Origin of the sequence: Tatumella ptyseos, from assembly GCF_030552895.1 — a bacterium.
In the GTDB taxonomy this organism is placed as follows: Bacteria; Pseudomonadota; Gammaproteobacteria; order Enterobacterales; family Enterobacteriaceae; genus Rosenbergiella; species Rosenbergiella ptyseos_A.
The window spans coordinates 743,688-764,930 of the sequence record NZ_CP130649.1; the positions used below are offsets into that span (position 1 = coordinate 743,688).

At 45.8% G+C, this 21,243-nt stretch carries 18 protein-coding genes and 3 tRNA genes; 13 read left to right on the forward strand and 8 right to left on the reverse strand.

What is annotated here, in order from left to right; translation table 11 throughout:
• Positions 1-274 precede the first annotated feature (274 nt).
• The 3 genes from adiA (at position 275) to argS (ending at position 5,078) form a co-directional block, all read left to right on the forward strand.
• On the forward strand, positions 275-2,554 hold the full coding sequence (gene adiA / locus QJR74_RS03580) for an arginine decarboxylase (protein ID WP_304373251.1): 2,280 nt from the start codon (positions 275-277) through the stop codon (positions 2,552-2,554).
• 274 nt (positions 2,555-2,828) lie between these two features.
• Complete coding sequence (gene argR, locus QJR74_RS03585) at positions 2,829-3,302, forward strand: transcriptional regulator ArgR (RefSeq protein WP_304373252.1); 474 nt, start codon at positions 2,829-2,831, stop codon at positions 3,300-3,302.
• A gap of 33 nt (positions 3,303-3,335) precedes the next feature.
• Positions 3,336-5,078 (forward strand): arginine--tRNA ligase, encoded by a 1,743-nt coding sequence (gene argS, locus QJR74_RS03590; RefSeq protein ID WP_304373253.1) that lies wholly within the window; start codon positions 3,336-3,338, stop codon positions 5,076-5,078.
• A 42-nt stretch (positions 5,079-5,120) separates the two neighbouring features.
• On the opposite strand, the gene QJR74_RS03595 is transcribed toward argS, so the two are convergent.
• The 3 genes from QJR74_RS03595 to QJR74_RS03605 all read right to left on the reverse strand — a co-directional run bounded on the left by QJR74_RS03595 (position 5,121) and on the right by QJR74_RS03605 (position 5,398).
• Positions 5,121-5,197, reverse strand: a tRNA-Met gene (locus tag QJR74_RS03595).
• Between the two features lie 22 nt (positions 5,198-5,219).
• A tRNA-Met gene (locus tag QJR74_RS03600) sits at positions 5,220-5,296 on the reverse strand.
• Positions 5,297-5,321: 25 nt separating this feature from the next.
• Positions 5,322-5,398: transfer RNA gene (locus QJR74_RS03605), tRNA-Met, on the reverse strand.
• A 202-nt stretch (positions 5,399-5,600) separates the two neighbouring features.
• Between QJR74_RS03605 and mltA the strand changes: the two genes are divergently transcribed.
• Both mltA and tcdA read left to right on the forward strand, forming a co-directional pair.
• On the forward strand, positions 5,601-6,722 hold the full coding sequence (gene mltA, locus QJR74_RS03610; protein WP_304373254.1) for a murein transglycosylase A: 1,122 nt from the start codon (positions 5,601-5,603) through the stop codon (positions 6,720-6,722).
• Positions 6,723-6,757: 35 nt separating this feature from the next.
• The gene (gene tcdA, locus QJR74_RS03615; protein ID WP_304373255.1) at positions 6,758-7,558 is read left to right on the forward strand and encodes a tRNA cyclic N6-threonylcarbamoyladenosine(37) synthase TcdA; all 801 of its coding nucleotides are present in this window, start codon (positions 6,758-6,760) and stop codon (positions 7,556-7,558) included.
• On the opposite strand, the gene csdE is transcribed toward tcdA, so the two are convergent.
• Both csdE and csdA read right to left on the reverse strand, forming a co-directional pair.
• On the reverse strand, positions 7,555-8,001 hold the full coding sequence (csdE, locus tag QJR74_RS03620) for a cysteine desulfurase sulfur acceptor subunit CsdE (protein ID WP_304373257.1): 447 nt from the start codon (positions 7,999-8,001) through the stop codon (positions 7,555-7,557). The two genes, tcdA and csdE, sit on opposite strands and share 4 nt — an antisense overlap.
• Before the next feature lie 11 nt (positions 8,002-8,012).
• Positions 8,013-9,221, reverse strand: a complete 1,209-nt coding sequence (csdA, locus tag QJR74_RS03625; RefSeq protein ID WP_304373258.1) for a cysteine desulfurase CsdA — start codon at positions 9,219-9,221, stop codon at positions 8,013-8,015.
• 126 nt (positions 9,222-9,347) lie between these two features.
• Between csdA and QJR74_RS03630 the strand changes: the two genes are divergently transcribed.
• The 4 genes from QJR74_RS03630 to rlmM all read left to right on the forward strand — a co-directional run bounded on the left by QJR74_RS03630 (position 9,348) and on the right by rlmM (position 12,441).
• Positions 9,348-9,575 carry a YgdI/YgdR family lipoprotein gene (locus tag QJR74_RS03630; protein ID WP_048914013.1) on the forward strand — a complete coding sequence of 76 codons (228 nt, stop codon included), beginning with the start codon at positions 9,348-9,350 and terminating at the stop codon, positions 9,573-9,575.
• A gap of 437 nt (positions 9,576-10,012) precedes the next feature.
• Positions 10,013-10,918, forward strand: coding sequence for a transcriptional regulator GcvA (locus tag QJR74_RS03635; RefSeq protein WP_304373259.1), 906 nt, complete (start codon positions 10,013-10,015; stop codon positions 10,916-10,918).
• A 34-nt stretch (positions 10,919-10,952) separates the two neighbouring features.
• Positions 10,953-11,348, forward strand: a complete 396-nt coding sequence (locus tag QJR74_RS03640) for a DUF423 domain-containing protein (RefSeq protein ID WP_304373260.1) — start codon at positions 10,953-10,955, stop codon at positions 11,346-11,348.
• Positions 11,341-12,441 (forward strand): 23S rRNA (cytidine(2498)-2'-O)-methyltransferase RlmM, encoded by a 1,101-nt coding sequence (gene rlmM / locus QJR74_RS03645; RefSeq protein ID WP_304373261.1) that lies wholly within the window; start codon positions 11,341-11,343, stop codon positions 12,439-12,441. The genes QJR74_RS03640 and rlmM overlap by 8 nt, the downstream gene beginning before the upstream one ends.
• Before the next feature lie 2 nt (positions 12,442-12,443).
• On the opposite strand, the gene xni is transcribed toward rlmM, so the two are convergent.
• From xni to queF, 3 genes are all read right to left on the reverse strand, one after another.
• Positions 12,444-13,202 (reverse strand): flap endonuclease Xni, encoded by a 759-nt coding sequence (gene xni / locus QJR74_RS03650; protein WP_304373262.1) that lies wholly within the window; start codon positions 13,200-13,202, stop codon positions 12,444-12,446.
• 48 nt (positions 13,203-13,250) lie between these two features.
• Complete coding sequence (gene ppnN, locus QJR74_RS03655) at positions 13,251-14,615, reverse strand: nucleotide 5'-monophosphate nucleosidase PpnN (protein ID WP_304373263.1); 1,365 nt, start codon at positions 14,613-14,615, stop codon at positions 13,251-13,253.
• A gap of 117 nt (positions 14,616-14,732) precedes the next feature.
• Positions 14,733-15,578 (reverse strand): NADPH-dependent 7-cyano-7-deazaguanine reductase QueF, encoded by an 846-nt coding sequence (gene queF / locus QJR74_RS03660; protein ID WP_304373264.1) that lies wholly within the window; start codon positions 15,576-15,578, stop codon positions 14,733-14,735.
• A 63-nt stretch (positions 15,579-15,641) separates the two neighbouring features.
• Here queF and syd point away from each other — a divergent pair, with 63 nt between their 5' ends.
• The 4 genes from syd (at position 15,642) to relA (ending at position 21,227) form a co-directional block, all read left to right on the forward strand.
• Positions 15,642-16,187, forward strand: coding sequence for a SecY-interacting protein (syd, locus tag QJR74_RS03665; protein WP_304373265.1), 546 nt, complete (start codon positions 15,642-15,644; stop codon positions 16,185-16,187).
• Positions 16,188-16,876: 689 nt separating this feature from the next.
• On the forward strand, positions 16,877-17,593 hold the full coding sequence (truC, locus tag QJR74_RS03670) for a tRNA pseudouridine(65) synthase TruC (RefSeq protein ID WP_304373266.1): 717 nt from the start codon (positions 16,877-16,879) through the stop codon (positions 17,591-17,593).
• 60 nt (positions 17,594-17,653) lie between these two features.
• Positions 17,654-18,961 carry a 23S rRNA (uracil(1939)-C(5))-methyltransferase RlmD gene (rlmD, locus tag QJR74_RS03675; protein ID WP_304373267.1) on the forward strand — a complete coding sequence of 436 codons (1,308 nt, stop codon included), beginning with the start codon at positions 17,654-17,656 and terminating at the stop codon, positions 18,959-18,961.
• A 31-nt stretch (positions 18,962-18,992) separates the two neighbouring features.
• Positions 18,993-21,227, forward strand: coding sequence for a GTP diphosphokinase (gene relA / locus QJR74_RS03680; RefSeq protein WP_304373268.1), 2,235 nt, complete (start codon positions 18,993-18,995; stop codon positions 21,225-21,227).
• Positions 21,228-21,243 lie beyond the last annotated feature (16 nt).

Sequence of the window (21,243 nt, forward strand, 5' to 3'; positions counted from 1 at the left end):
AAAATTATTTTTAGATAGTTATTCACAAAGCTTTTTATTGATTAAATTGTTGTTTTAAATTGATTTTTATCTATTTGTCGGATGGCTTTTATATATTAAAAGTCACGATTATTTAATAAATATCTAAAAATAAATTTTCGATAAAAAATAGGCTGGAATTTATTTTAAATTGGCGTTAGGTTTTTATTATCTTCCTTATTTAATTCCTTATCAAAACTGTTCGTGATGAGTGAATAAATGGAGTTAATAATTTTAAAATAATAAAGAGGTCTATATGTGTGACAAAAATTATTTAGTCGCCCTACACCAGGCGAGAATACAGCAAAGCAGTCTGACTCCTCTTGATGAGACGATTAATACCATCAGTCACTTACTGCGCAGTAAAGGTGAGCATGTTAAATTTACTCATCACTACCAAGAGGCGACGACTTACGTCAGTTCAATGGCGCCTATTGACTGCTTTATGATTGAGTGGGTTCCTTCACAAAAAGAGGCCATTTATCATCTTCTTAAGCAGTTGAGAATCCGGCATGAAAAGGTACCGGCGTTTTTGTTGGTTAATACCCACGATGAAGGAAAATCCATCCCTGCTGAAGTGATGAGTAATATTGTTGAGACCTTTTTAGTCCTTGATGATACGACTGATTTTATCGTTGGCCGATTACAGGCAGCGGTCGCCCGTTACGAAAAAATCATTATGCCGCCATTGATGTCTGCCATGATGAAGTACGCTAAAGAGAAAGAATATTCATGGTCGGCACCGGGCCACCAAGGGGGGATTGGTTTTTGTAAGACGCCTGTTGGTCGTAAGTTCTTCGACTTTTACGGTGAAAATATTTTTCGTACCGATATGGGGATTGAGCGAGCTTGCCTCGGGTCGATGCTTGACCATACTGGAGCCTTTGGTGACAGTGAAAAATATATTGCAGAGGTATTCGGGGCGCATCGTTCCTACTCCCTAGTGGTGGGGACATCAGGCGCAAACCGTACAATAATGCAGGCCTGCTGTACCGATAACGATATTGCTATTTGTGATCGTAATAGCCATAAATCTATCGAACAGGGCTTGATGTTAACCGGCGTTGCTCCGGTTTATATGACGCCAACCCGCAATGCTTACGGGATTATCGGGCCTATTCCCAAAGCGCAAATGACGCAGAAAGCGATTCAACAACGTATTGCTGATAACCCCTTTGCTAGCAAGGCAGTCAATAGCCGTCCGGTTTACAGCGTCGTGACCAACTGTACTTATGATGGGCTTATTTATAATGGCGATGCCATTCAGCAACTACTGGGTGAAAGCTGTGATCGTATTCATTACGATGAAGCCTGGTTCGGTTACTCGCGTTTCAACCCGATTTATCAGCACTTCCACGCAATGCGTGGCGATAAAGCGATGCATGGCGCAGATCAACCTACGCTGTTTGCTACCCATTCGACGCATAAATTATTGAATGCGTTATCACAAGCTTCTTACATTCATATGCGCGAAGGTCGTGGGTCAATTAAACCTGTACAGTTTAGTCAAGCCTATATGATGCATGCCACGACTTCGCCTCTTTACTCTATCGCTGCCTCCAACGATGTGGCGGCCGCAATGATGGAAGGTAATCAGGGGATTAATCTGACCACAGAAGTGATTGAAGAGGCGGTTGAGTTCCGACAAGCGGTAGCTCGTGCGCATCAGCAAGCCAACGCCGAGAACAGCTGGTTTTTCAAACCTTGGAATCCTGAGGTAGTCACCGATCCCCGTACCCAGCAAAGCTATGACTTCGCTGAGGCACCACGCGACTTATTAGTGAAAGAGCAAAGCTGTTGGATGCTGAATCCTTCTGATCGCTGGCACGGTTTTGAAGGATTGGACGAGAACTGGGTCATGTTAGATCCCGTTAAAGTTAGTCTATTAACGCCTGGTTTGAATGATGATGGGTCATTACAGGAAGAAGGGGTGCCAGCAGCGTTAGTAACAGCTTACCTTTCAAGCCTTGGTATCGTTCCGACACGTACGACTGACTTCCAAGTGATGTTCTTGTTCTCAATGGGGGTGACTAAAGGGAAATGGGTAACCCTAATGAATAGCTTATTATCCTTTAAAAAACATTATGATGCCGATGCGCCACTCAGCGAAGTCTTACCGGGACTGGTTGAGACGGACCCTGTTCTGTATGGAACGATGACGATGCAACAGCTGGGTCGTCGTATGATTGCCTTCCTGAAAAAACATAACCCAAGCGATCAATTGAATAAAGCCTATTCAAGTCTTCCACAAATGGATAGGTTACCGCGCGATGCTTACACGCAACTGGTGAAAGATAATGTTGAACTGGTCTCAATCTATGAGCTTGCCGGTCGAACTGCTGCGAACTCTGTGATTCCTTATCCACCAGGAATTCCAATGCTGATGTCAGGAGAAAATTTCGGTGATCAGCACAGTCCACAAATTGCATACTTGCAAGCGTTACAAGCTTGGGACGATGCCTTCCCTGGATTTGAACATGAGACAGAAGGGGCGGAAAAAGAGGGCGGTGTTTATCATGTGATGTGTATAAAGTAATAGTCTATAAGCCTAAATAAAACCGAATAAAAATTAAATACGTTGGGGTAGCAATAGTTTAATTGTTACCCTTTTTTATTTAATCTTTATTCAATTAATATATTTACTTTAATTTAGATCAATTATGAATGATAAAAACAAGAGGGCGATTTTAATTTAAAATATCATGATTAAGGTCAAGGTGATGGTGGAGTAAGACTTCTTTTCATAACGGAGGTGATTAATAATATAGAGGTGGTATTACTTTATGCCAATTATATAAGGTGATCGTTTTATGTTGAAGAAAAATAAATGCCTTGACCTAGATCGTGTATTTAAAAAATTATTAGAAGATGAATGTATTGGTTCACAATCAGATTTTGTTGAACATTTAACACAGCAGGGTTTTGAGCATATTAATCAATCAAAAATCTCTAGAATGCTCACCAGTTATGGCGCCGTTCGTAAGCGTAATGCACGAATGGAAATGGTCTATAGCTTACCCGCTGAACGAGGTGTACCAACGGCTAAAACTACCCTCAAAAGTTCTGTGTTAAGTGTTGAGTACAATCAGTGGATGGTAGTTATTCATACTGTTCCCGGTGCAGCCCCACTCATCGCTCGCTTACTCGATTCCTGTGGAAGAAATGATGGAATACTTGGCACAGTAGCAGGTGATGACACAATTTTTACCGTTCCCGTCATCAATGCTGAAATTAACGATATTTATCGCTCTGTTATACAAATTCTAAATTCTGATAACAATTAATACATTATTGAAAAATGAAGTGTAGAGGGAAAAATGAATATATCAGCACGACTCTCAACTTACGCCCAAGAGGCTTTACATCAATTAGAAATCTCTCCCGTTGTGGCGATTACGGCTAAAGTTTCATTACGTCCTGAATTGGCTGATTATCAAATCGACTCCATGCTTCCTCTTGCCAAAATAATAAAGATTCCACCTCGTCAATTAGCGGAGCAAGTAGTTGAACAGATGAAAAAAAATGTTCACTTTAGTGGGATGATTCACAGTGTGGAAGTGGCTGGTGCAGGGTTTATTAATATACGCTTAAACAATAGTTGGTTGGCAGAGGCAGTAGCAGGATTGGCTAACGATCCACGATTAGGGGTTTCCCTACAAGACCCGACCCACATTGTTATCGACTACTCTTCACCTAATGTGGCGAAAGAAATGCATGTGGGCCATTTGCGTTCGACAATTATCGGCGATGCTAGCGTCCGCACTCTTTCGTTTCTTGGGCACAAGGTGACTAAAGTTAATCATATTGGCGACTGGGGAACGCAATTTGGGATGTTGATTGCTTACTTAGAGGAAGCCGATCATCAGGATCAACTCTCGCTGTCGGATCTAGAAGGGTTTTACCGAGAGGCAAAAAAACGTTACGAACAGGATGCTGAATTTTCTCACCGCGCTAGACAGTATGTTGTAAAGCTACAGCAAGGTGACGAGTATTGCCGTCAGATGTGGCAGCGTTTGGTTGAGATCTCGATGCAGCAGAATCAACACAATTATGATCTGTTGGGCGTATCACTTACGCCTGACGATATCCGCGGAGAAAGTGCCTACAATACGATGCTGCCAGAGATTGTCGATGATCTATTACAGCGTCATATCGCACAAGAAGAGCAGGGTTCTGTCGTTGTTTATCTCGATACTTATAAGAATAAGCAAGGGGAACCAATGGGGGTGGTGATTCGTAAGAAAGACGGAGGCTATCTCTATACCACCACAGATATTGCCTGTGCGAAATACCGCTATGAAACCCTCAAGGCAGACCGCGTCTTGTACTATATCGATGCTCGCCAACACCAGCATCTTATGATGGCGTGGGCTATTGTACGTAAGGCGGGTTATGTGCCCGAAGACGTTGCGTTGGAGCACCATAAGTTTGGCATGATGTTGGACAAGCAAGGACAACCTTTCAAGACACGCGAAGGGGGAACGATCAAATTATCCGAACTGTTGGCAGAGGCGGTAAGTCGGGCGAAGCGGATTATCGAGCAGAAATCGCCCCATATTACTGGGGAAGCTCTGAATGAGCTGGCGACCATTATTGGGATTGGTGCGGTAAAATATGCCGATCTTTCTAAAAATAGAACCACTGACTATATCTTTGATTGGGACAGTATGTTGAGTTTTGAAGGTAATACTGCACCTTACATCCAGTATGCCGGAGCGCGCATTCACTCTTTACTTGAGAAAGCTCGACTGCAAGGATTGAGTTGGCAGGATCCTAGAGGAGTGGAGGTGATGACTGACGAGGAGCGCGCCATCGTTTTGGCTATTTTACAGCTTGAAGAGCGTATTAACTTGGTGGCGAGAGAAGGGCTGCCGAATATGATGTGTCAGTATCTCTATGAGTTAGCCTCTCTATTCTCGCGCTTCTACGCTACTACGCCAATTTTAACCGAGGGGGATGGGGCGAAAAGAAAAAACCGCCTTTACCTAACGGAGTTGACTGGGAAGGCTTTAGCACTGGGGTTGTCGACGTTAGGCATTCAGGTGCCAGAAAGGATGTAAAAAAAAAGCTTATCAAATTTAATTTGATAAGCTTTCTTAGATTGGTTGCGGGGGCCGGATTTGAACCGACGACCTTCGGGTTATGAGCCCGACGAGCTACCAGGCTGCTCCACCCCGCGTCCGAGTACTGTCGTATTATATTGGTTGCGGGGGCCGGATTTGAACCGACGACCTTCGGGTTATGAGCCCGACGAGCTACCAGGCTGCTCCACCCCGCGTCCGAGAACGACTTTCATATTGTATTGGTTGCGGGGGCCGGATTTGAACCGACGACCTTCGGGTTATGAGCCCGACGAGCTACCAGGCTGCTCCACCCCGCGTCCGTGGAAGCGCACTATACGGATTACACCGATCTTTGCAAGCCTAAATTTCTAATAACCCGAAAAAAAGTCAATTTTCGCTATAAAATTATCCGAATAGTCCTTTTTTTAAGCATTTTTTGCGGGGGATACGCTTTAGAGTTTTAATCTTTTAGGGGCTCTGCTATCTTCGCCAACAGACATCGAGCGATAAGAGAGACTCATGAAATTCCCATTACTCAAACTAGCTGTCACTGGCTCCTTGGTCGCGATGTTACTCGCGGGGTGCTCCTCGAAACCCACGGATCGCGGTCAACAATATAAAGACGGAAAAATCACGTCGCAATTTGCCCTTCGAAACCAGCCTAATGCTATTGGTGCCCCAGTAAACGGCGGCGACTTCGTTAACCAAGTTCAACAGGTACAAGGTGCTTCTTCGCGTATGTATCAGCGTCAACAAAGTACTTTCAATGCTATTCAAAGTTGGCTGAACGCTGGAGGCGATACACGCCAATTACGCAACTATGGTATTGAAGCGTGGCAGATGGAAGGGGCCGATGATTACGGTAACGTTCAATTCACAGGCTACTACACTCCGGTGATTCATGCGCGCTATACCCGTCAAGGGGAATTCCAATACCCCATTTATCGTATGCCACCGAAACATGGCCGCTATAAATTACCACGTCGTGCAGATATTTATGATGGGGCGATTGATTCCCGTTACGTGATCGCTTGGAGTAACTCTTTAATCGATAACTTTATGATGGATGTCCAAGGAAGCGGTTATGTTGATTATGGCGATGGCCGACCACTGACCTTCTTTGGTTATGGCGGCAAAAATGGCTGGGCGTATCACAGTATTGGCAAAGAGTTGATCGATCGCGGTGAAGTCAAACGTGAAGATATGTCGATGCAAGCGATTCGTGATTGGGCAGATAGCCACTCTTATGCCGAAGTTCGCCAGCTATTAGAGACTAACGATTCCTTTGTCTTCTTCAAACCTGAGCCTTTCACCCCTGTTCGTGGAGCCAGTGCGGTACCGCTGGTGGCTAAAGCCTCAGTTGCGGCAGATCGGTCGTTAATTCCACCAGGTTCAGTGCTCCTTGCGGAAGTACCGCAGCTGAATGAAAAAGGGAAGTTTAACGGTAAATATCAAATGCGCTTAATGGTTGCATTGGATGTCGGGGGCGCGATTAAAGGGCAACACTTCGATATTTATCAAGGTATTGGCCAAGAAGCCGCCCATTTAGCGGGATTCTATAACCACTATGGAAGGGTGTGGATCCTGAAATCTGCGCCAGGCGCAGGTGTATTTTCGGCTAATCCAGTCTTTAGCCAATAATCGATAGAGCGTTTTATTTAAAGAGTAGAGTAACGATGACAGAAGCATGGCAGCAGCGGTTTTCCGGTATTACCCGGTTATATGGTCAGCAAGCCGCACAATTTTTTCCTGACGCACGTTTTTGTGTGATTGGAATTGGGGGCGTTGGGTCTTGGGCTGCAGAGGCCCTTGCTCGAACGGGGATCGGTCATATTACGCTGGTCGATATGGACGATGTCTGCGTGACCAATACCAACCGTCAGCTGCATGCCTTAAAAGAAACGGTGGGGGAGCAGAAGATTGAAGTGATGGCGGCAAGGCTGCGCGAGATTAATCCGGAATGTCAGGTAACCTGCATTGATGATTTTATCAGTCCAGAAAATGTGGCGGAGTACGTTAACCACTCCTTCGATTACGTTATTGATGCCATTGATGCGATCCGCCCCAAAGCCGCCTTACTGGCGTTTTGTCGGCGGCATAAAATCCCCGTTGTCACGATAGGCGGGGCAGGTGGACAGATCGATCCAACCCAGATCGCCGTAGTGGATCTAGCGAAAACGATTCAAGATCCGCTGGCGGCGAAATTACGTGAACGATTGAAAAGCGACTTTTCTATAGTGAAAAATAGTAAAGGGAAGCTAGGAATAGACTGCGTCTTTTCGACCGAGGCACTTCGCTACCCGCAAGCCGATGGTTCGGTATGCCAATCCCGCGCCACCGCTGAAGGGCCTAAACGTATGGATTGTGCCTCAGGCTTTGGGGCTGTGACTATGGTCACCGCTTCCTTTGGTTTTGTAGCGGTGTCTCATGCGTTGAAAAAATTTATCGCCCGTAAACTGCGTCAAGTGGGAAGTTAATCATGCGCCAATGCGGTATTTGCCGCATTATTAATCGCTTGGGCAACCGCTGCTAAGCCACTGTTGCGTGTAGCAGTGAGGTGATGGGCTACGCCCAACTCACTAAATAGAGCTAACAGATCCTTATTAGCCAGTGAGTGAGGAGAATGTCCCTCACATTGGCTGAGGAGAATGGCTAATAAACCTTTTACAATGCGACTTTCACTCTCGAATACAAAGTGAAATTGACCTTGTTCAGTCAGTTCATGGGCGACCCATACGCGATTCTCACAACCAAAAATCTCATTCTCTAAAGTGCGGAATGCATCCGGTAGTGTTGGCATTTGACGACTCAGGCGGATTATCTCTCGATATCGGTCTTCCCAATGAGGGCTTTTAGCTAATCGTTGAGTGATCGCTTCAGTAGTGATATCCGTACCAAAAGGGTGATCGGGAAGCTGCATAAATTTCGGCCTTAATCTTCTTCAGTGAGTAATTGATAAGCAAAGGTGACGGCTTTCATTAATTTTTCGACATCCTCTTCGTTATTATAGGCTGCGAAGGATGCACGTAAGGTGCTATTCACGCCAAGTGCTTGGATATAAGGCTGAGCACAGTGTTGGCCTACACGTAATGACACATCGTATTCGCTGATCAAGGTGAAGAGATCAGCACTGTGCAGCGAGTTGAAAGCGAATGAGATAATCGGTGAACCCGCGGCACGAAATAAAGTTATTCCCGGCAGTGCTACTAACTGTTTTGCTGCACGGTCGGCGAGTTGGCAGGCCCAGGCTTCTGCCGCTTGCCAATCCACGGATTGATGGAAATCGAGTGTGCTTGCTAAGCCAAGTACGCCAGCAATATTGGGTGTTCCAGGTTCAAAGCACCATGGCGCAGGCATTAAACGATAGCCATCGAAATCAACGTGACTAATAATTTTTCCTCCTCCTTGCACCGGGCGCATTTCAGCCAAGCGATCTTCACGGGCATAAAGAATACCGATACCTGTTGGTCCGTATAACTTATGTGCGGAAAACACGTAAAAATCTGCATTCCATTGTTGTACGTCAGCAGGATGATGGACAATACCTTGCGCACCATCCACCAATACGGCTGCCCCAGCGCGGTGGGCGAGCGTAATGATCTCAGTCATCGGCGGCATGTAACCCGTAACATTCGACATTTGTGTTATGGCGACTAAACGCGTCTTAGCTGTCAGCAGTAGCGTTAATTGCTCGATATCCAGCTCACCCACGGCGTTCACCGGCCAACGGATAACCTTCGCACCGGTTTTCTCTGCCAGCATTAGCCAAGGCAATAAATTGGCGTGATGTTCGACTTCGCTAACTAAAATCTCGTCACCAGGTTGTAGTTGATGGGCTAACCATGCATCAGCCACGAGGTTGATGGACGCCGTACTGCCCTGTGTCCAGATAATATGCTTGGCATCGACGGCATTAATTAACGCTGCGACTTGTTGGCGGCAAGCCTCATAACGTTGCGTGACCTCTTGCGCTTGTGAGTAGTGGCTGCGATGTACCGTGCCACCGTTTTGATAATAGGCTTGTGTCGCCTCAATCATTGCCTGTGGACGCAGACTTGTCGCGGCGCTGTCAAGGTAACAGTTCAACGTATGGAGTGCGGGAAACTGTTGACGAAACCATTCAGGAGAGAATTTTCTCATACTGTGCGCGATAACCTTTTTTTGAACTCAAACCATGGCAATTTTCGTGACTTGGCCTATGGTAAGTATAAGAACTGAAAAATCCAGATCTATAATGACTGAAGAAATTCGATACGGAGATAATAAATGAAAAAGCATCTTTTAGCTGTATTGGCTGTCTCGGGCTTAGCTTTTACTCTTGCAGGGTGTTCGAGTAATTATGTTATGCATACCAACGATGGACAGACCATTGTTACTCAAGGTAAACCTTCAGTGGATGAAGATACTGGGCTTATTCTTTATAAAGATGGCGCAGGTGTCAAACAACAGATCAACCGTTCAGAAGTGAAAGATCTGACTGAAGTCGGCCAATAACCTCTTCTCTAGGCTGGCGGTATTCGCTGCCAGTCACCTTCCTCGTAATGCCCTCTAGCATGAATTAAATCTATCCGTATTTCACGCAAACGATTGGTATTTGCGCCCTTACTTTTGTCTCTTTCTAGATCCAAATGATGTCGCCTAGGCAAAAAAAAACACCGCCTAAGCGGTGTTGTAAATAATATACTATGGACAGACAGGGTGTATATCACAGGAAATAGTGGACTTGAACCTTCCAAGTCAAATGCAAACACAACATCACCACCTACGCTTCTCCCGGTAAACATTACCGCTTATCGGAGTACCACATCGGAAGTGGGCGCCACTATAGGTATTTAGTGGAAGTTACTCAATGGACAATTTATAATGCTTCACATTATAAAAACTAATGTTGAGATAGCCGCTCGCTGTCTCCTAATGAGTCCCTATAGGTTATGTCGAAACGTCTTCCTCCTTTGAATGCGCTAAAAGTCTTTGACGCTGCAGCGCGGCACCTGAGTTTTACCCGTGCAGCGGAAGAGCTATTTGTCACACAAGCAGCAGTCAGCCACCAAATTAAAGCGTTAGAGGATTTTCTAGGATTAAAACTGTTTCGACGACGTAATCGTTCACTGTTGCTGACGGAAGAGGGGCAAAGTTACTATCTCGATATCAAAGAGATTTTCTCTGCCTTGAATGAAGCGACTCGTAAACTTCAAGCCCGAAGTGCCAAAGGTGCTTTAACGGTAAGTTTATTACCCAGTTTTGCCATCCAATGGCTGGTCCCTCGACTTACTAGCTTCAATCAGCAACATCCGGGTATTGATGTTCGGATTCAAGCGGTAGACCGTGAAGAAGACAAATTGGCGGATGACGTCGATATCGCTATATTTTATGGTCGAGGAAACTGGCCGGGCTTACGGGTAGAGAAATTATACGCAGAATATTTGCTACCGGTCTGTGCTCCTGTCTTGCTTACTGGTGAACGTCCGTTACAATCCCCAGCGGATTTGGAACATGTCACGCTACTGCATGATGCTTCACGTCGTGATTGGCAAAGTTGGGTGAGACAAGCGGGTTTACCGCATATCAATGTACAACAAGGCCCTATTTTTAGCCACAGTGCGATGGTGCTTCAGGCGGCAATTCATGGCCAAGGTATCGCACTTGCTAATAATGTAATGGTGCAAAGTGAGCTCAGCTCAGGACGCTTAGTCTGTCCCTTCAATGAAGTGCTCTCCAGTAAAAACGCTTTTTATCTGGTTTATCATGACAGCCAAGCAGAACTGGGTAAAATAGCCGCCTTTCGACAATGGATTATTGATACGGCGGCACGCGAGCAAGACAGTATCATAGCCTGATGCCCAGCACGGTTCAGAATAATGAGGGAGTATAATGAGTAGTCGAATGATTTATATTTTTGTAGCGATTAGCGGCTTTTTGCTGGTGGCATTCGGGGCGTTTGGGGCTCATGTACTGAGTCACCTTTTGAGCAGCGAACAGCTGGCTTGGATCCATACGGGCTTACAATATCAAGCTTGGCATACGTTGGCGATTCTCGGTTTAGGATGCGCCACGCAGATCCGACGCAATATTTGGTTCTATTGGAGTGCGGCAAGTATGGCCTTAGGCGTGGTGCTTTTTAGCGGTAGCTTATATAGCTTGGCACTGTCGCATTTACGTTTTTTAGTATTTGTTACGCCAATGGGAGGACTTTTCTTCCTGATTGGCTGGTTATTGATGTTAATTGGCGCACTGCGTCTGAGAAATAGGGCGAGTCGCCATGAATAAAGTTTTACTGTATTGCCGACAAGGTTTTGAAAAAGAGTGCGCAGCGGAGATCACCGCAAGAGCGACTGAGCTGAACGTATTTGGTTTTGCTCGAGTAAAAGATAACTCGGGTTACGTGTTGTATGAATGCTATCAGTATGAAGATGCCGATCGCTTAATCCGTGAACTTGACTTTGATAGTCTAATTTTTGCACGTCAAATGTGCGTGGTCGGCGAGTTACTTAAAAACCTACCGCAAGAAGATAGAATCACGCCTATTGTGGGGATGTTGACAGGCGTGGTGGAAAAAGCAGGAGATCTTCGCGTCGAAGTGCCTGATACTAACGAAGCGAAGGAGCTCCTTAAATTCTGTCGTAAGTTTACCGTGCCGCTTCGTGCCGCGCTCCGTCAAGAAAACTTACTGCTTAACTACGAGAGCACCAAGCGGCCGGTCGTGCACGTTTTCTTTATTGCACCGGGAACCTGCTATGTGGGTTATTCATACTCTAATAATAACTCGACGCTCTTTATGGGCATCCCACGTTTACGTTTTCCTTCCGATGCCCCTAGCCGTTCAACATTAAAATTGGAAGAAGCCTTCCATGTTTTTGTCCCGGCAGACGAGTGGGAGGAACGCCTCGCGAGCGGTATGTATGCCGTGGATTTAGGGGCTTGCCCAGGCGGCTGGACCTATCAGTTGGTTAAGCGCTCAATGATGGTCTTTGCTGTCGATAATGGTCCGATGGCTCCTTCCTTGATGGATACAGGGCAAGTGACTCATCTCCAAGAAGATGGTTTTCGCTTCCAACCTCCGCGAAACAATATCAGTTGGTTAGTGTGCGATATGGTAGAGAAACCGATTAAAGTCGCGCATTTGATGATGCGTTGGATCGCTAACGGTTGGTGCCGTGAGGCGATTTTTAATCTCAAGTTACCGATGAAAAAGCGTTACGAAGAAGTGACGCAAATTTTAGCGATGATGGAGAACACACTGGCCGAACAAGGGATTAATATCCAAATTCGTGCCCGCCATCTCTATCATGACCGAGAGGAAATTACCGTCCATGTCCGACGCATCTGGAGTGCTTGGGCTGGACGGATAGATGAGCGCTAAAATCAGGCAGGGTGGTAGCGTAGCTGACGTAAGTTCCCGCTGAGCGTTAAGTCGGTCCTGAGTTCAGCCAATTGACGGCTGATAAAGGCGCTTTCACGTCCCTGCAAGAGCTTGGTTTGCCACTTAGCGGGTATCTTATCCAACTGTTGATAGAGCTGCTCTAAATCGCCATATTGGCTAATTAAAGTTTGAGCACTTTTGGGACCAATCCCTGGTACGCCAGGGATTTTACTGCTTGAAATCCCACATAATCCCCAGTAATCGATAAGCTGACGAGCTTGCACACCATATTCTTGAGCAAGAAAAGGCATATCCAGCCAGCGTTTTTGGAAGTAATCGCGTATCTGGATTTGCGGTGAAAGTAGCTGACAGTAGCCCTTATCAGTTGAAACGAGCGTCACTTGATGACCTGCTTGGCCTATTTTCACCGCTAAGGTAGCCGCGAGGTCATCCGCTTCATCTTCTGGAGAGGTCCAACTAGGGATCCCTAACTCTGCAAATGCCTTCTCGATAGCGGGGAGTTGTAATGCCAAATCTTCCGGCATTGCTTGACGTCCGGCTTTGTAATCGGGATAAAGTTGGTGTCGCCAGCCACTTTTACGCTGAGGATGATCGAAAACCGCGACTGCGTGGGTCGGTTGGCTATGATGTAGCAGTTGTTTCGCTGCAGAGAGACAACCCGTTAAGCAGTGACTGCCTTGTACGGCGTGAATACGACGAATCAAATTCAGCGCATCAATAATTAACAAATGATTAGTCATAAACGTGGTTCTTTCTAAGGCTGCGCTGTGTCAACGCAGCCTTATAAGTTAGCGGATAATTTTATAGCAAGGTACGTAAGCACTACCGGGTAATTTCATCCGTTGTTGGGCAACGAAACCTTGGAGCATTTCATCCATCCTCGCCATGATATCGCGGTCACCATGGATTAAATAAGGACCATGCTCTGCAATTTCACGAATTCCCACTTCTTTAACGTTACCGGCTACGATTCCAGAAAACATACGGCGTAGGTCGGCGGCCAGCTTCTCAACGGGTTGTTCTTTAAATAGCTTAAGACTCGCCATATTTTCATGCGAAGGGTAGAACGGATGCTGCAGCTCGCTATCAATATGCAGTGACCAGTTAAAGCTGTAAGCATCACCGGTATCGCGGCGATATTGTTTCACCGCCGGCATCGCCTCTTTCATTACGCGGGCGACTTCCGCCGCATCACCAATAATAATACGGTAATGCTTCGTTGCCGATTCGCCGAGCGTATGACGGATAAATTCATCAAGCATAGTGAAGTAGTCTTCACTCTCTTTCGGACCAGTTAAGACTAAAGGCAGAACTTGTTGCTGGTTATCCGGATGCATCATGATGCCTAATAAATAAAGCAGCTCTTCTGCCGTACCAACCCCACCAGGGAAAATGATAATACCGTGGGCGATACGAACAAAGGCCTCAAGGCGCTTCTCAATATCCGGCATGATAATCAGTTCATTGACTAAGGGGTTAGGTGGCTCAGCAGCGATAATCGAAGGTTCAGTCATCCCAATAAAACGGCTATCGTGATAGCGTTGTTGTGCATGCCCGACGGCAGCACCTTTCATCGGAGCTTCCATTGCCCCTGGGCCGCAGCCAGTACAGACATTTAATTCACGTAGGCCTAACTGTTTCCCGACTTCACGGCAATATTGGTATTCAGTCGGATTAATAGAGTGGCCTCCCCAGCACACCACCATATTAGGTAATTCACCGACATGTAAGGCTCGAGCATTGCGTAGTAGCGAGAACACCATATTGGTGATATATACCGAATCGGTCGGCGCGTGTTGTTTCACGCGTTTGTCGGTATTTAATTGCGCGGTAACGAAAACAATATCGCGTAATACGGCAAAGAGGTTAGCTTGCAGGGAACGGATGATCTGCCCGTCGACAAAAGCGGACTGAGGTGGATTAATTAATTCGAGTTTAACGCCACGCTCACGACGTAACACATTGATTTCAAAATCTTTATAAAGTGAAAGGATAGCTTCGCTACTGTCAGTTTGACTGCCGGTATTCAAAACGGCTAATGAGCAATTACGAAACAGCTGGTAAAGATCGCTGCTCGCCGTATCTTTAAGCATATCGACTTCAAGCTGCGAAAGCAGGTCCATTGCTCCTAACGGACTAACATGTGTTATCAAGTGAGCTCCTTAGTATTTATCCAGAGAGTAAACAACATCGTCCTCTACTCTCTGTGTGTGACTTCCAGACTACGGCGTGATGCTTAAGACCATCAACCTCTTTTTAGTATAGCTTCATTATTGTCGCGCTAAGCGGCGGTTATGTGGAGTAAAGTGCTGATTTGTCCGCCATGGATTAATGTCTAAGCCCCCCCGTCGTGTGTAGCGGGCATAGACGGTTAAGGCTTCTGGCGCGCAGAGGGCCATGATGTCCATATAGATACGTTCCACACACTGTTCATGGAACTCATTATGCTGGCGGAAGGAAAGGAGATAGCGTAACAGCGCTTCACGATCAATTTTCTTACCTTTATAGTGGATCATGACGGATCCCCAATCAGGTTGTTGGGTAATAAGACAATTAGACTTTAATAAATGGCTCACTAATGTCTCTTCAACCACTTCATCATGGGTCGCATTACGAAGATAATCACGGTTAAACTGATAATCGTCGACGATGATTGCCTGCTCATCAATCACCTCTCCCGCAAAATCATCAATGGGTTGCGCGTTGAAATCGCTTAAGCGATGTAAAGTAACCCGAACGTCACCCTGCGCACACTGGCTTAGATCACGTATTAAGGTCTGCTCGACGCTCTGCCAATCGCTGAAACGTGTTTGATTAAAGCTATTTAAATAGAGTTTAAAACTTTTGGATTCGATAAGGTTTTTACTGGAGGCTGGCAGGGCGACGTCGCCAATCGCAACTTGCGGAATTCCGTTCTCGTTAAGCCAAGAGAGTTCATAGAGTGTCCAAAAGTCCTCACCATGGAAGGGGAGATGGCTTTCATTCAGTTGTAAACTATCACGGTTTAAACTCCTAGGCACTGCTTGTAAGAGGCTAGGTTGATAATCCGAAATATAAGCGGTCGATTTCCCCAAGGTGAGGTCTGATAAGGTCGGGTGGTTTTCGTAGTCAGCCATTGCATCTGTGCCAAAGTAAAAGGATGATGGACGAATTGTAACTGATTCAGAGTAAGAAATAGAATGATAGATGAGACTTCTCAACAACTCACCGCGTTCACGCAACGTTATTGTCAACGCTGGCAACAGGAACACCAAAGCCCACCGTTTAATGACCAGCTTATTGGTGTCGATTCGCCTTGTCTACTCGCCACTTATGAAAACGGTATCACTTGGCAACCTCAGCCCTTCACATTACCGAAAAATTTAGATGCAGTGTCGAAAGGTGTCGAGTTAATCGTACAACCTTCGGTCGTGGCTTTTTATACGACACAATTTGCGGCGGAGATGCCGGCGACATTCGATGGTAGGTCGCTGACGTTATTACAAGCGTGGAATAGCGAAGATTTTACACTGTTACAGCAAAATCTTGTGGGGCATCTGGTTATGAAGCGACGGTTAAAACATAGCCCAACACTATTCATTGCGACCACCGATGATGACTCGACCATTATTGCCGTCGACAACCTCAATGGTAACGTTATTCTTGAAACCCTCGGTAAAAAACAATTTGAGGTACTGGCACCTTCGCTTAACCAATTCCTAGAAGACTTACATCCAGAGAGATAGCTTTTAATGCTGGTAAGTAAATGAGATTCATCTCATAAGATTGATTTAGATCACAAAAAACACACAATTAATCAAAAAGTAATTTTGTGAAACGTATTTTGAATCAATTGGTTAAGTTTTTAACAATCAATAATCGAAGATTATTAGGAAACGTAGTGTAAAAATCTGGTTGTTAATTACCTTAACTTTGAGAAAATGGACGGGTCAGAAGGATGTAAAAAAGTTCTAAGGATGGGCCCAAGGATGGAACCGCTTTACAGTGAGTGAAGCTTGGAAATAGTTAATTAGGATGATGAACTATTTTCTGAACATTAGGGAATCTTCTGCATAAGGATAAGCTACAAAGGAAATGTAGCTGAGTTCATAGGATTATGTAGTCAGGAAGACACATCCTTCTGGATTGTCGAATCCTATGAATTAGCAGGACGCAGGCAGCGGTAGGATACCGCACTAAATTAGGGAGTATCGAATTTCGGTACTCCCTTTTTTTTCGTTTATTCGCCTAGCTATGCTATGATCCGCCGCTATTAATCACCCATTGGATAAGCGTTTTAACCGTCATTTCTCCTCCGCTCTAAACCTCTCTTCAGACGTTTTTTGACTGTGTCATATCAGCAGAGAGCAATTTCCGAGAATGCCCGTACGCTAGGCGGTTAGGATGAATTTCCTGCTGAGTTTTAGGATCATCTGTGCTTGAAATTATCTATCAAGACGAATGGATTATTGCTGTCAATAAACCGGCAAATATGCTGGTGCACCGCAGTTGGTTAGCTCGCCATGAAACACAATTCGTTATGCAAACCTTACGGGATCAGATTGGTCAGCATGTTTTCACTGTCCATCGTCTAGATAGGCCCACCTCTGGTGTGCTGGTATTTGGCCTTTCTAGCGAGGCAGGGCGTGAGTTATCTCAACTTTTCGAACAGCATCAGATGAATAAAACTTATCATGCGATAGTTCGAGGATGGATAGAGGGTGAAGGGGTAATAGATTACCCCTTACGCGAAGAGCACGATAAAATTTCCGATAAGTTCGCCACGGGTGAACCGGTTACACAATCGGCGATAACGCATTATAAGACACTCGCCAAAGTGGAGATGCCCTATCCCGTTGGGCGATATGAATGCTGTCGTTATAGCTGGGTTGAATTACAGCCTCAAACTGGGCGAAAACACCAACTGCGCCGACATATGTCTCATCTTCGTCATCCTATTATCGGCGATACGGCGCACGGTGACCTGAAACAGAATCGGGGGGCCGCTGAACACTTCGGTTGCCAACGGTTAATGCTGCATGCTTCAACGCTCTCTTTTGTTCATCCTTTTACTCAGCAGCGAGTGACGTTGGAAGCAGAAATGGATGAGACGTGGCAGCGGATGTTGCAACAGTTTGGTTGGACAGATTGATTTATTCACTGGATTACCCAGCAAGACCTTCACTATTTTTACCTGTGGGATGCCATCGCTATGGTGCAATTTTATAAAGCAAAAAAAACAACATCGGTCCGTAAAACCTTTCAGCTCTCGGTAGATGAGCTCGATCAGTTTGGGCAGGGCGTCGGTCATCATCAAGGTAAAGCGTGTTTCGTTGAAGGCTTACTTCCGGGAGAAGTTGGTCAGGTTGAGGTTATTGAGGATAAGCGCCACTACATGCGCGCTAAACTGATAACTTTGTCTAACGCGAGCCCTGAAAGGCGAGAGCCGCGCTGCCCCATTTACGCTAAATGTGGGGGTTGCCAACAGCAGCATATCAGTGAATCTCTGCAGCAACGATCGAAAGCCTCTGCATTAGCGCGGTTACTTAAACCGGTAGGGGTGGAGAAAATCGATGAGGTGATCCATGCAGAGAGTTGGCATTATCGGCGCCGGACGCGGCTTAGTTTACGCGTCGATAACATGGGGCGATTGACCATGGGATTTCGGCGTAAAAAAAGCAATGAGATCGTTTCAGTTCAGCACTGTCCTGTTTTAGTGCAACGCCTCAATACGCTACTTTCTCCATTACACCGCTGCTTATCTCAACTTGAGTCTGTTTCCCACTTGGGGCATGTGGAGCTGGTGGCTGCCGATAACAGTACTGTTACGATGGTGCTTAGACATCTGCGACCGCTGCCGTCAGAAGATATCAAAAACTTGGAACAGTTTTCGCATAATCATTCTGTTTCACTTTTCTTAGCGGATGGGCAGCAACAAACTCTGCTGAGAGGTGAAATGCCGTGGTATGGTATTGACCAGATAAATTTATATTTTAATCCTCAGGGGTTTATTCAGGTAAATGCGAAAATCAATCAACAAATGATTGATAACACTATAAAATGGTTAGACATTAAACCCACTGATCGTATTCTTGACCTTTTTTGCGGAGTAGGAAACTTTACGCTTCCTTTAGCAAGATTCGCGAGTTCAGTCACAGGTGTTGAGGGTTTAGCAGAATTAGTTGCTAAGGCGGAGTACAATGCTCAGCGAAATAACATTACCAATGTTGCCTTTTATCAACACAATTTAGAGCAAGATGTCTCTCAGCAACCTTGGGCAAAACAGGGCTTTACCAAAGTCCTTTTAGATCCCGCTCGCGCTGGCGCGGCAGAGATCATGCCTTATGTGTGTGCGTTAGACCCTGAGTGTATTGTCTACATCTCTTGTAATCCCGCTACCTTGGCACGGGATAGTCAAATTGCCGGTCAGTTAGGATACCGGGTGGTTAAAGTGACTATGCTAGATATGTTTCCACACACAGAACATCTTGAGTCAATGGTGTTGTTTGAACGTCGTTAAGCATTAAGTCTACAGTTATGCGGGAGACATCATGGTTGCAGTAAGAAGCGCACACCTCAATCCGGCCGGAGAATTCGCGGCTGAACAATGGATTGAGAGTTTACATAATATCTCTGAACCAACAGGTAAAACCTTAACGGCCTGTTGGGGCTATTGTCAGGAAAAAACACTCGATCATCCTGCGCAGGCAATTTTGCTGAGTCGCGGTATCGAGATGGTGGAAATCTTGACGACGCTGAGTATGGATTGTGACACCTTATGTGCTGCGCTGATTTTCCCATTAGCTAATGCTGGTGTGCTTGATGCTGAGCAGATTAAAGATGCTTACGGTAATAGCATTCTTTCTCTGGTTAACGGCGTACTGGATATGGACGCCATTCGCCAACTTAAAGCGATTCAAAATGACTCAATGGCTTCAGAGCAAGTGGATAACATCCGTCGGATGTTACTTGCAATGGTTGAAGACTTTCGTTGTGTAGTCATTAAATTGGCTGAGCGCATTGCCTATTTGCGCGAAATGAAAGATGCCCCGGAAGATGAGAGAGTCCTCGCCGCGAAAGAGAGTACTAATATCTACGCACCTCTCGCTAACCGTTTAGGAATTGGTCAACTTAAGTGGGAGCTAGAAGATTATTGTTTCCGCTATCTACACCCCGAGGAATACAAGCGCATAGCAAGTTTGCTTCATGAGCGGCGAATTGATCGCGAGATGTATATCGATAATTTCGTCACACAGATTCGCGACATGATGAGTAAAGAGGGCGTTCGTGCAGAGGTCTATGGTCGACCTAAGCATATCTACAGTATCTGGCGGAAGATGCAGAAAAAGTCTCTGGCTTTCGACGAATTATTCGATGTCAGGGCGGTACGGATTGTCGCTGAACGTCTGCAAGATTGTTATGGTGCCTTGGGGATCGTGCATACCCTCTTTCGTCATTTACCCAATGAGTTTGATGATTACGTTGCAAACCCCAAACCTAACGGCTATCAATCTATCCACACGGTAGTGTTGGGGCCAAAAGGGCAAACGGTTGAAGTGCAAATTCGTACTAAACAGATGCATGAAGATGCTGAGTTAGGGGTCGCGGCGCACTGGAAATACAAAGAAGGTAGTACGACGCCAGCAGGTAGAGGGGCGGCGGGCCATGAAGGACGCATTGCTTGGCTACGTAAGTTGATTGCTTGGCAAGAAGAGATGGCGGACAGCGGCGAAATGCTGGAAGAAGTTCGTAGCCAAGTGTTCGACGACAGAGTTTACGTTTATACCCCTAAAGGGGATGTGATTGACCTGCCTGCCGGTTCCACACCACTTGATTTCGCCTACCATATTCATAGCGATATCGGCCATCGTTGTATTGGCGCAAAAATCAGTGGCCGAATTGTCCCCTTTACTTACCATCTACAAATGGGGGATCAAGTTGAAGTGATCACCCAGAAGCAACCTAACCCGAGTAGAGATTGGCTCAACCCGCACCTGGGTTATATTACGACAAGTCGTGGGCGGGCGAAGGTCCATGCTTGGTTCAAAAAACAAGATCGCGATAAAAATATTCTCGCGGGTAAGCAAATTCTCGATAACGAATTAAACCAACTGGATATCAGCTGGAAAGATGCAGAAAAATATCTGCTGCCTCGTTATAACATGACTTCTATGGAAGAGATTTTAGCGGCGATTGGTGGCGGGGATATTCGTCAAAACCAAATGGTTAACTTCTTGCAAGCTAAGGTTTACAAACCCAGTGCAGAGGAAGAAGATCAGAAAGCCTTAGAGCAACTTACTCAGAAATCGGCAAATAATCAGTCAGCTCGTAAAGATAGCGGTCGTATTGTCGTGGAAGGGGTGGGTAATCTTATGCACCACATTGCCCGTTGCTGTCAGCCGATACCGGGCGATGATATCACAGGGTTTATTACCCAAGGTCGAGGGATTTCCATTCACCGTGCGGACTGTGAGCAGTTAGCCGAATTGATTAATCATGCGCCTGAGCGAATTGTCGACGCGGTGTGGGGAGAAAATTACTCAAGTGGTTATACCCTAGTGGTACGAGTCGTCGCGAACGACCGTAGCGGATTATTACGGGATATCACGACTATTCTCGCCAACGAAAAAGTAAATGTATTAGGTGTTTCCAGCCATAGTGATACACGTAAACAGCTCGCGACTATTGATATGGAAATCGAAATCTATAATCAGCAGGTATTAGGGCGCGTTATTTCTCGGTTGAACCAAATACCGGATGTCATTGATGCCAAACGGCTTCATTAAATTTCTATAAACCACT

Coding starts and splice junctions, on each gene's coding strand:
- adiA (WP_304373251.1), top strand. CDS start 275: ATGTGTGACAAAAATTATTTAGTCGCCCTACACCAGGCGAGAATACAG.
- argR (WP_304373252.1), top strand. CDS start 2,829: ATGTTGAAGAAAAATAAATGCCTTGACCTAGATCGTGTATTTAAAAAA.
- argS (WP_304373253.1), top strand. CDS start 3,336: ATGAATATATCAGCACGACTCTCAACTTACGCCCAAGAGGCTTTACAT.
- mltA (WP_304373254.1), top strand. CDS start 5,601: ATGAAATTCCCATTACTCAAACTAGCTGTCACTGGCTCCTTGGTCGCG.
- tcdA (WP_304373255.1), top strand. CDS start 6,758: ATGACAGAAGCATGGCAGCAGCGGTTTTCCGGTATTACCCGGTTATAT.
- csdE (WP_304373257.1), bottom strand. CDS start 8,001: ATGCAGCTTCCCGATCACCCTTTTGGTACGGATATCACTACTGAAGCG.
- csdA (WP_304373258.1), bottom strand. CDS start 9,221: ATGAGAAAATTCTCTCCTGAATGGTTTCGTCAACAGTTTCCCGCACTC.
- QJR74_RS03630 (WP_048914013.1), top strand. CDS start 9,348: ATGAAAAAGCATCTTTTAGCTGTATTGGCTGTCTCGGGCTTAGCTTTT.
- QJR74_RS03635 (WP_304373259.1), top strand. CDS start 10,013: ATGTCGAAACGTCTTCCTCCTTTGAATGCGCTAAAAGTCTTTGACGCT.
- QJR74_RS03640 (WP_304373260.1), top strand. CDS start 10,953: ATGAGTAGTCGAATGATTTATATTTTTGTAGCGATTAGCGGCTTTTTG.
- rlmM (WP_304373261.1), top strand. CDS start 11,341: ATGAATAAAGTTTTACTGTATTGCCGACAAGGTTTTGAAAAAGAGTGC.
- xni (WP_304373262.1), bottom strand. CDS start 13,202: ATGACTAATCATTTGTTAATTATTGATGCGCTGAATTTGATTCGTCGT.
- queF (WP_304373264.1), bottom strand. CDS start 15,578: ATGGCTGACTACGAAAACCACCCGACCTTATCAGACCTCACCTTGGGG.
- syd (WP_304373265.1), top strand. CDS start 15,642: ATGATAGATGAGACTTCTCAACAACTCACCGCGTTCACGCAACGTTAT.
- rlmD (WP_304373267.1), top strand. CDS start 17,654: ATGGTGCAATTTTATAAAGCAAAAAAAACAACATCGGTCCGTAAAACC.
- relA (WP_304373268.1), top strand. CDS start 18,993: ATGGTTGCAGTAAGAAGCGCACACCTCAATCCGGCCGGAGAATTCGCG.